Origin of the sequence: Marinobacterium litorale DSM 23545 (genome assembly GCF_000428985.1) — a bacterium.
GTDB classification, from domain to species: domain Bacteria; phylum Pseudomonadota; class Gammaproteobacteria; order Pseudomonadales; family Balneatricaceae; genus Marinobacterium_D; species Marinobacterium_D litorale.
On sequence record NZ_AUAZ01000020.1, the window covers coordinates 84,549 to 94,280 of the forward strand.

Annotated in this window: 9 protein-coding genes; 7 read left to right on the top strand and 2 right to left on the bottom strand. The window is 51.7% G+C overall.

Annotated elements, in window-relative coordinates; all coding sequences use genetic code 11:
* The first annotated feature begins 8 nt into the window (after window positions 1–8).
* The gene (locus G403_RS0114785; protein WP_051299089.1) at window positions 9–785 is read left to right on the top strand and encodes a peptidoglycan DD-metalloendopeptidase family protein; all 777 of its coding nucleotides are present in this window, start codon (window positions 9–11) and stop codon (window positions 783–785) included.
* 35 nt (window positions 786–820) lie between these two features.
* Complete coding sequence (gene rpoS, locus G403_RS0114790) at window positions 821–1,861, top strand: RNA polymerase sigma factor RpoS (RefSeq protein WP_245578344.1); 1,041 nt, start codon at window positions 821–823, stop codon at window positions 1,859–1,861.
* Window positions 1,862–1,925: 64 nt separating this feature from the next.
* Here the strand turns inward: rpoS and fdxA are convergent, their stop codons facing one another.
* A complete protein-coding gene (gene fdxA / locus G403_RS0114795) occupies window positions 1,926–2,249 on the bottom strand; it encodes a ferredoxin FdxA (RefSeq protein ID WP_027854672.1) in 324 nt (107 codons plus the stop codon).
* 65 nt (window positions 2,250–2,314) lie between these two features.
* Window positions 2,315–4,873, bottom strand: coding sequence for a DNA mismatch repair protein MutS (gene mutS, locus G403_RS0114800; RefSeq protein WP_051299092.1), 2,559 nt, complete (start codon window positions 4,871–4,873; stop codon window positions 2,315–2,317).
* 235 nt (window positions 4,874–5,108) lie between these two features.
* Between mutS and G403_RS0114805 the strand changes: the two genes are divergently transcribed.
* The 5 genes from G403_RS0114805 to G403_RS0114820 all read left to right on the top strand — a co-directional run bounded on the left by G403_RS0114805 (window position 5,109) and on the right by G403_RS0114820 (window position 9,493).
* Entirely contained in the window at window positions 5,109–6,398 is a 1,290-nt protein-coding gene (locus tag G403_RS0114805; protein WP_027854674.1) for a tyrosine-type recombinase/integrase, read from the top strand.
* Between the two features lie 374 nt (window positions 6,399–6,772).
* Window positions 6,773–7,294: a hypothetical protein gene (locus G403_RS0114810; protein ID WP_027854675.1), complete on the top strand. Its 522-nt coding sequence runs from the start codon at window positions 6,773–6,775 to the stop codon at window positions 7,292–7,294.
* Between the two features lie 55 nt (window positions 7,295–7,349).
* Window positions 7,350–7,805, top strand: coding sequence for a hypothetical protein (locus tag G403_RS0114815; RefSeq protein ID WP_027854676.1), 456 nt, complete (start codon window positions 7,350–7,352; stop codon window positions 7,803–7,805).
* A gap of 10 nt (window positions 7,806–7,815) precedes the next feature.
* Complete coding sequence (locus G403_RS25005) at window positions 7,816–8,358, top strand: toll/interleukin-1 receptor domain-containing protein (protein WP_084404056.1); 543 nt, start codon at window positions 7,816–7,818, stop codon at window positions 8,356–8,358.
* Window positions 8,359–8,455: 97 nt separating this feature from the next.
* Window positions 8,456–9,493, top strand: coding sequence for an IS110 family RNA-guided transposase (locus G403_RS0114820; RefSeq protein WP_027854677.1), 1,038 nt, complete (start codon window positions 8,456–8,458; stop codon window positions 9,491–9,493).
* Window positions 9,494–9,732: the final 239 nt, after the last annotated feature.

Genomic DNA, 9,732 nt, shown 5'->3' on the forward strand with positions numbered 1-9,732 from the left:
GAGGCAGGGTGCAGAGCTACGCGCGTAAGCTGCAGACGACTCTGATCCTTCTCGCTGCCTGTGTTCTGGCCGCCTGTTCCGGTGGCTACGCGCCGGTTACCGACCAGTCCATGGGGGCCCGTTATGATGGCCCGACACCGGGTAACTACACCGTTCAGCAGGGCGACACGCTTTACTCCATTGCCTGGCGTTATGGTCTCGATTTTCGCCATCTGGCCCGGATCAACGGTATAGGTGGACGCTATATCATTTATCCGGGCCAGGAGCTGCGATTGTCGGGTTCAGCACCCTCTAGCAGCCGATCTTCCGGAACCCAAACGGCTTCCCGCACTCAAAGTTCCAATACGCAACAGCGCACTGAAGCGCCTGCTGCCAAACCTGTAGCCACGCCAGAACCCGCGCCAAAAGGGCCAGTCACCTGGCACTGGCCCACCAATGGACGCTTGATCGGTCGGTTCAGTAATGGGTCTGACCCCAATAAGGGCATTAATCTGGCAGGTGATGTAGGTGATCCGGTTTACGCAGCGGCGGATGGGCGCGTTGTGTATGCAGGTAGTGGACTTTTGGGCTACGGTAATCTAGTTATTGTTAACCATAACAGACAGTATTTAAGTGCTTATGCGCATAACAGTCGCATCTTTGTGAAAGAAAATGATAGTGTGAAAGCAGGCGATAAGATTGCCGAGATCGGGAATACCGGTGCGAACCGTCCGATGCTGCATTTTGAGATCCGACGAGATGGTAAGCCCGTAGATCCGCTGAGATATCTACCCAAAAAACAATAATAAGCAGATCGCGTAAAACGCATGGGGGTCATCAGATGGAAACCGTAGGAGCGAAGGAATATAACGCCATGGGTACAGGACGTGACAGAGACCTGGACGACGAAGAGCTGGAACTGGATCAATCCGGTGAGGCCGAAGACAAGGTCGATGACGACGACACGGAGACGGAAGAGGACCTTCCCGAGTTTATCAACAGCGGCCGCGGACGCGGCAGCATGGCACACAAGGATCTGGTGAACGCCAAAACGCTGGATGCGACACAGCTGTATCTGAATGAAATTGGCTTCTCGCCACTGCTCACCGCGGAGGAGGAGGTTTATTACTCCCGCCGGGCGCTGAAAGGCGATGAGGCGTCACGTAAACGAATGATCGAGAGCAACCTGCGCCTGGTGGTGAAGATTGCCCGACGTTATATCAACCGTGGCCTGTCCCTGCTCGATCTGATCGAAGAGGGGAACCTGGGCCTGATCAGGGCGGTTGAGAAGTTTGATCCGGAACGGGGTTTCCGCTTCTCCACCTACGCCACCTGGTGGATACGGCAGACCATCGAAAGGGCGATCATGAACCAGACCCGGACTATTCGTCTGCCGATTCATGTGGTCAAAGAGCTGAACGTTTACCTGCGTGCATCGCGGGAACTGGCGCAGAAGCTGGACCACGAACCGTCCGCCGAGGAGATCGCTAATCTGGTCGATAAACCGGTGGAAGACGTGGAGCGGATGCTGGGGCTCAACGAGCGGATCAGCTCCGTGGATACACCCGTGGGAGGCGGTACCGATAAGTCGTTGCTGGATACCATCGCCGATCAGGATTCATCCGATCCTGAATCGCTGCTGCAGAGTACCAACATCAGCGGTAACCTGAACAAATGGCTGGATATGCTGCCGGAGAAACATTCGGATGTACTGTCTCGCCGGTTCGGTCTGCGCGGCCACGAGATGTCCACGTTAGAGCAGGTGGGCAAGGAGATCGGTCTGACCCGGGAACGGGTGCGCCAGATTCAGGTGGAAGCGCTGCGTAAACTGCGCGAAATCGTGGAGAAAAACGGTCTGAGCGGCGAAGATCTGTTGCAGTAAGTTGACCACGAGACCGCACGGAAAACGGGGCTATGGGCCCCGTTTTTGTGTCCGAAGTACCCTGTTAGCGCTCAAGATACTTGAGTTTGTCTTCTACACCGTTCCACTCTTCGGCATCCTCCAGCGGGGCCTTACGCTCGCTGATATTGGGCCAGACCTCGGCGAGCTCGGCGTTCAACTCAACATAGGACTGTTGATCGTCACTTAAGTCATCCTCCGACAGAATAGCCTCCGCCGGACACTCCGGTTCGCACAGGCCACAGTCGATACACTCATCCGGGTGGATCACAAGGAAGTTCGCTCCCTCATAAAAACAATCCACCGGGCAGACATCAACGCAGTCGGTATATTTACAGCGAATGCAGTTCTCGGTGACAACGTAGGTCATCTATGAAACTCCCTGTTGCGGCGGTTTCTGGCAGTATAGTCACCGTCACGGCAAGTGCCGCTTTTTTAACGCATCATCTTCTTCAGTTCGTAGATCAGATCCAGGGCTGCACGTGGGGTCAGCTCATCCGGGTCTACAGTTTCCAGACGTTTTTCCGCTTCTGAAGGGACCGGCGCGATAAACAGGTCATTTTGTACCGGACCCGGCTCCGTGGCGGCTGACCGTGTCGGCGCGGGTCGAAACTCCTCGGCCCGTGCATCCTGCTCCAGCTGAACCAGTTTCTCCCGGGCTTCACGAATCACATGATCAGGTACACCGGCCAGTTTGGCGACCTGCAGGCCATAGCTTTGACTGGCTGGACCCTGCTGTACCTCATGCAGAAATACGATGTGGTCGTTATGCTCGACGGCGGTCAGATGGACGTTCTCCACGCCCTGACACTGCTCCGGCAGGGCGGTCAGTTCAAAGTAGTGGGTGGCGAACAGCGTGAACGCCTTGATCTCGCGGGCCAGAAATTCGGCACAGGACCAGGCCAGTGACAGACCATCAAAGGTGCTGGTGCCGCGCCCGACCTCATCCATCAATACCAGGCTGCGTTCACTGGCATTGTGGAGAATATTGGCGGTTTCGGTCATTTCGACCATAAAGGTTGAACGACCGCCGGCCAGGTCATCGGAGGAGCCCATTCGGGTAAAGATACGATCCACAATCCCGATAGTGGAGGATGTAGCGGGCACATGGCTGCCGATATGGGCCATCAGGGTAATCAGCGCCGCCTGGCGCATATAGGTGGATTTACCCCCCATGTTGGGGCCGGTAATCACAAGCATACGCCGCTGCGGGTCCATCTGCAGATTGTTGGCCACAAACGGCGAGTCCATCACCGCTTCCACCACCGGATGGCGTCCCCCTTCTATCTCGATACAGGGATGGTCGACCAAGACCGGAGCCCGGTAGTCCAGAGTTTCGGCGCGTTCGGCCAGGTTCTGCAGAACATCCAGCTCTGCCAAGGCGGTCGCCGATTCCTGTAGCGAAAAAAGCTCCGCCGCCAGCGTTTCCAGCAACTCGTCATAGAGTTGCTTCTCCCGCGCCAGTGCTCGGCCTTTGGCGCTTAACGCCTTGTCTTCAAAGGTTTTCAGCTCCGGGGTGATATAACGTTCGGCATTCTTCAGGGTCTGGCGGCGTTGATACTCGGCGGGCATATCCACCGCCTGGGCCTTGCTGACCTCAATGTAATAACCGTGCACACGGTTATAGCCGACCTTCAGAGTCGAGATCCCGGTGCGGTTGCGCTCCCGGCTTTCCAGTTCCAGCAAGTAGGCACCGGCGTTCTCACTGATGCCGCGCAACTCGTCCAGCTCGGCGTCATAACCTTCGGCGATGACACCGCCGTCGCGGATTAACATCGGCGGTGACTCAATCACCGCGCGCTCCAGCAGCTCGGAGAGTGCGGGAAAGCTGCTGATCGATACGGCCAGCGTCTGGAGTAGCGGTGCGTCAGTATCGGCAAGCAACTGCTGCAGCTCAGGCAGACATGACAGGGCGTGTTTCAACCGCTCCAGATCACGTGGACGGGCCGAGCGCAACGCTACGCGGGAGAGAATACGCTCCATATCGCCCACCTGCTTGAGCGGCTGGGCTATCTCTTCAAACTTGAATCCGTCCCTCAGCCAGTTAATAGCGTGCTGGCGCGCAATCAGGGTATCCCGGTCGCGCAGAGGGCGGTGCAGCCAGCGGCGCAGCATACGCCCGCCCATGGGGGTACGGGTTTTATCAAGCACCGAAGCCAGGGTGTTTTCCTGCCCGCCGGACAGGTTCTGGTCCAGCTCCAGATTGCGCCGGGTGGATGCGTCCAGCAGCACCGCATCGGAGCGCTGCTCAATCTGAATCCGGCGGATATGCGGTAGCGCACTGCGCTGAGTATCGCGGGCATATTGCAGGAGGCAGCCCGCTGCACCAATCGCCAGTTTTAAATGTGCGCAGCCAAATCCGGTCAGATCCTGGGTATTAAACTGCTGACACAGCAGGCGTTCGGCGGTGTCCTGTTCAAAGTGCCAGGGTGCCTGGGGGCGTATACCTCGGCGACCTGCCAGGAGGCTGGAAAGCGCAGAGTGCTCAGGATAGAGCAGTTCCGCCGGGCGCAAACGTTCCAGTTCGGCCAGCAAGCCATCCTCGGACTCCACTTCCAACAAACTGAAGCGCCCGGCACTGATATCCACCAGTGCCATCCCGAAACGCCCCTCATCGGTATCTATCGCCGCCAGCAGGTTATCCCGGGTTTCATCGAGGAGTGCTTCATCACTCAGTGTCCCCGGCGTTACGATACGGACCACCTGGCGTTCTACCGGCCCTTTGCTGGTGGCAGGATCACCGATCTGCTCGCAGATCACCACCGACTCCCCGGCGCGTACGATCTTGGCTATATAGCCCTCGGCGGAGTGATAGGGAATGCCCGCCATGGGGATCGGCTCACCGGCTGATTTACCCCGTGCAGTCAGAGAGATATCCAGCAGCTTGGCGGCGCGTTTGGCATCGTCATAGAACAGCTCGTAAAAGTCACCCATCCGGTAGAAAAGCAACTGGTCCGGATGCTCCGCCTTGATGCGCAGGTATTGCTGCATCATAGGTGTGTGCTGCTGAGATTTTTCTTTTGAATTCACAGATTTATAACCTATAAGTGATTGATACCACTGATTTTAATCTTATCTCTATGTCCCAGCGGTTCCCAGAGAATCCTACCGAAAACCATCGAATACCGCATGCTAGTGTAGGTTTTAGTGTAGGTTTTTTTGATGCTAAAATCAGGCTTGTTCAAAAACCTACACTAATGACCTTAAACCCCCGGGAGATCTAGCTCTCATGGCGAGCCAGACTAACAAACCGCTAAGCGCAAAGACAGTCGAAAAAATGAAGCCTGGCATGCCTGATAAGGGTGATGTAGGTGACTATAGAGGGCTGCGTGTTTCCTGTGGGGCTGGCGGTACAACAACTTTCTTCTACCGGTACAAAAGTCCGGTCACGGGTAAGCTTAGGCAGGTTAAGTTGGGCAATTTCCCTGCGTTGTCTTTAGCTGACGCGAGGGCGAAGGTCCTGGAGCTCAAACAGATGCGTGCTCAGGGACTTTGCCCTGCTCATGAGGCAGAAATGGAGAGAGCTGCGTCGGCTGCAGAGGCTCAGCGTAAGAAGCGGGAGTTGAAACCAAAATATAAGGTTGCGGACCTGATCGAAGACTACCTCACCGGATACATCGAAGACAGAGTATCAACGCGAGGAGAGCGAGTTGCTGGTGCCCGTAAAAGAAAAGGCCAGCGAGAGGTGCGTCGCACATTAGAAGGTGATGCGGTGCCGGTACTGGGGCAAAAGGTGGCTGCTGAGGTAACGCGGAAAGATATCGTTGACTTGGTGATGAATATTGTCGGAAGAGGAGCCAACGTTCAGGCAGGAAACGTTCTTCGAGAACTCTCCTCGGCCTATGAGTTTGCCATGGGATTGGAGCGTCTACCGGAAGATTTCGCGAACCCGGCTTTACTTGCAAAAAATAGCCTCAGGCAGGCGAAGGTGAGGTTGAGCCCCAAAAAAGGTAGCAGAGTCCTCTCTGATACTGAGGTCGCTAAACTTCTAAAATGGCTACCAGGCTCAGCCTACACGTATACGCAGAAGAACGTTATCAGAATGGCGTTGTGGACGGGCTGTCGAACCGGCGAAATTTGCGAAGCTAGATGGGAGAACGTAGATCTCGAGGCTGGTACCTTCCATATCCGTGAGTCGAAGACGGGCGTTGAAAGGTACGTGCAACTACCTCATCAAGCAGTACGCTTTCTTCGCGAACTGCGAACGATGACTGGCGATGTGCTTTTCCCGTCAAGGAAGACCGGCAAGCCCCTTCAGCAAAAGCAGTTAACTGAACAAGCATGGCGAATGCGGCGGGATAATAAGATGCTCGATATAGAACCCTGGACTCCTCATGATCTAAGGAGAACCGTGCGAACGGGATTGTCTCGCTTGCGTTGCCCAAATGAAATTGCAGAGGCGGTACTTGGACATGCTCGGGGAGGGATTGAGGGAACCTATGATTTGCATCGCTATGAAGACGAGTGTCGGGAATGGTTGCAGGTTTGGGCGGACCATCTGGATGGATTGATGCAATAGTCTGCGTAGCGCACATTGCAGACCTTAGCGGGAATTGGCCAGTCATTCCGAGTACCACGATACCTGTGGACGAACTGCTTTAAGTTTCTGTAGTTACATACAGTGTATTGAGAGCCACGTGCCTAGGGTGCTTGTTTTGTCACGTGACTATGCTCATTTGTGACTGGTAACAGGCGGGAAAATCGTTCAGTATCGGGACACTATGGACTGGCCGTTGCAGGATAACCCGCACGGCAAAGCTTCAAAACGCGCGTGCTCGTTTTCACCGGAAGAAAATGACTGTGGTATCTCGATTTATCCCTTCTCTTCAGGTGCTTACAGCAGCTTTTCCAGTCTTCGACTGAGAGCAAATATGCGCATGCGCAGCATTAAAAATGTTAGCAGGCAAGATGATTATGAGAGAAGCTCCTACTATTGCAGAAAATTATCCATACGGGTTATCGAATAAGGACATTGAAAGTGACATTCAATCTTATTCACGAGAGATAAACCTCAATAAAGGGAAACCTACAGTTTCTGCGTGCTACGCTCCTCTTATCCAACTTGGTCAGGCTGAAATTCAACTCAGGCTTGCAAGAAAAACGCTCTGGATAAGTATATCTATCGGTTTTATTTCTCTAATAATATCGTGTGTAGCATTGGGATTGGCTTATAGCGCTAATCATTCTAGTAGTGAGTGGGAAGAGCGCCAGATAGACCTGCTTAAAGACTTAAACTTGAATATCGAACAACTAGCTTCAGAGGCTGACGTTAATTCAGGCTTTCAGGAAAAACTACTTTTTGATTTGAACTCAAGTGTTGAAAGGCTGATAGAAGAAATAGTGATTAATTCAAATTTTGAATCAGAGTCTGCTAACAATTCAATCCAGCCGATCGCTGACGCGACAGCTGATTGAAGCGTTAAGTGAGCCCGCATAGGTTTTAGTTTTTATCATAAGGTTGATTACATTTATGACAGAGCGAGAAAATAACCAATATCTTAATATTGGAGTTGAGTCTGCGCCTATTCAGACTCATTTGGGCATAATACAAAATGTCATCCAAAGGATGGCTGCTAATAGCTCAGCTTGCAAAGCTTGGTGTGTTACCCTAGTTTCTGCGATATTAGTGATAGTTGCAGATAAAGGGAAACCCGATTTCACTTATATTGCGTTTCTTCCAACCGTAGTCTTTCTTGCGCTAGATGCTTATTACTTAGCTTTAGAGAAAGCTTTTAGGCAATCATACAATGATTTTGTGAAAAAATTGCATGAAGAGAAGTTGACGCAAGAAGATTTGTATTCAGTGTTGCCTAAAGGCAATCTTTCCAGTTTGCAAATCCAGTCATTGAAATCCTTTTCTGTGTGGGGATTTTACATATCTATTGTTGTACTAATTTATATAACAAAAATAATAGCTATAGGTTAAGGTATTTTTCATGGTTCAGTTTACAACGTTTAATGACCTTAAAAGGTTTAACACAAACCTCCAGTCGAACTCTCAGGCTATATTGAAAGCCTCTAGGACTAAAAGTCATAAAGATACATTCTTATCTCATTCATCAAAAGATGCAGAGTATTTACCAGGGGTTATTAAGCTGCTAGAAAATCATGGTGCTTCAGTTTATTGTGATTTAGGTGATGACAGAATGCCTGAAACACCCAACCCCGAAACAGCTCTAATAATAAAAAATCAGATCAAAGAAAGTCGAAAACTCGTAGTATTTGTTACAACTAATAGTAAAGACTCCAAGTGGGTTCCTTGGGAGTTAGGTATCGGTGACGCAAGTTTATCAATGTCTAATGTTGCTTTATTACCTGCTGCAACCACAAGTTATGAGCAATCTTGGGCAAAACAAGAGTATTTGGGTATTTATCGTCATATTGTTTGGGGAAAAATGCAAGGTGATACCAGAGAATCATGGTTAGTTTATAACTACCACGACAACACGGCTACAAAGTTAAGTGATTGGCTTCGATAAAGAGCTCACCTAACAAGATAATTGGACTCCACCCACCCCAATGACAGAGTGAGGTAGAATGATTGATACCACACATACCATTCAAAGGAGTCCTGTTATGCACACGACCACTATTGGTGTTGATCTGGCAAAAGAGGTCATTCAGGTCTGTGTTGTCCAGCACGGTAAGATGCTCTCCAATACGGAGATGATGCCGGGTGCATTCGCTGCTTGGCTTTCCACTCAGCGTCCTGCGATGGTGGTGTTTGAGGCCTGTAGTACATCCAACTACTGGAAGCAAAAAGCCACTGCCTGTGGCCATGACGCCCAACTGATTTCGGCAAAACTGGTGGCCAGTATCCGGCAAAATCAGAAGACGGACAAGAACGATGCGTTGGCCATTGTGCAGGCCAGTCAACTTACTGATATCCAGTTCATCAAAGGGAAAAACTTTTCGCAGCAAGAGTTGCAGTCGATCAGCAAGATGCGCGAACTGGCGGTGAGGCAGAAAGTGGCCCTTACCAACCAAATAACCGCGTTGTTGCTTGAATTCAACATCCGTGTTTCACCTAAAAGCGGTGGGTTGGCGGGCGTCGTTCAGACAACTCTGGAGGATGCAGAGAACGGTTTTTCCATGGCGTTCAGGGACGCCTTGTCAGAAACCTGGCAAGCCCTACTGGCGGTTCACAACCGCATTGCTCGCTATGATACCAGTCTGGCAGAAGCCATCGAGGCGAATCCTGACTGCAAAAAGCTGCTGGCGCTGGAAAGTGTTTCGAGCATCAATGCGGTTCATCTCTATACGACCTTGGCCTGTGGCGATGAAAATCTTTTCACGTCTGCTCGGGATGCGTCCGCCTGTATCGGTTTGACACCTGTACAGTATTCTTCCGGCGGACAAGTGAAACTGGGGGCGATTAGCAGGAAGGTGAAAAACTCTCTCGTCAGAAGCCACCTGATCAGCGGCGCTATGGCCGTGATTCACCAGGTCGTAAAGCGCGAGCCCAAAACGGCCAAAGAGCAATGGTTAAAAGCCTTGGTGGAACGGCGTGGAAAAAAATGTGCTGCTGTGGCTCTGGCGAATAAAACTGTCAGAACCGCCTATGCGATGTTGCGGGATAGCACTGAGTACCGAGCTCAGCCGATACGGGCTTGAGTGTACTATCAATCAAAGAATGCGACCGATTAGATGAACAGTCAACAACCAGAGTCAGTACAGTCACGAGAGTCCATAACTCGTTAACAAGAGATGACCGGGTTGTCCGCGGAACTATCTTTGAGCCTACCCTTGGAGAGCTCGTACATAAGACCGCATGATTTTCTAATTATCAGTATTCTTTGTTGACCGGGTGGAGTCCACATAAGTGACTGTGGTGTCCAGTGATAATATTTAGG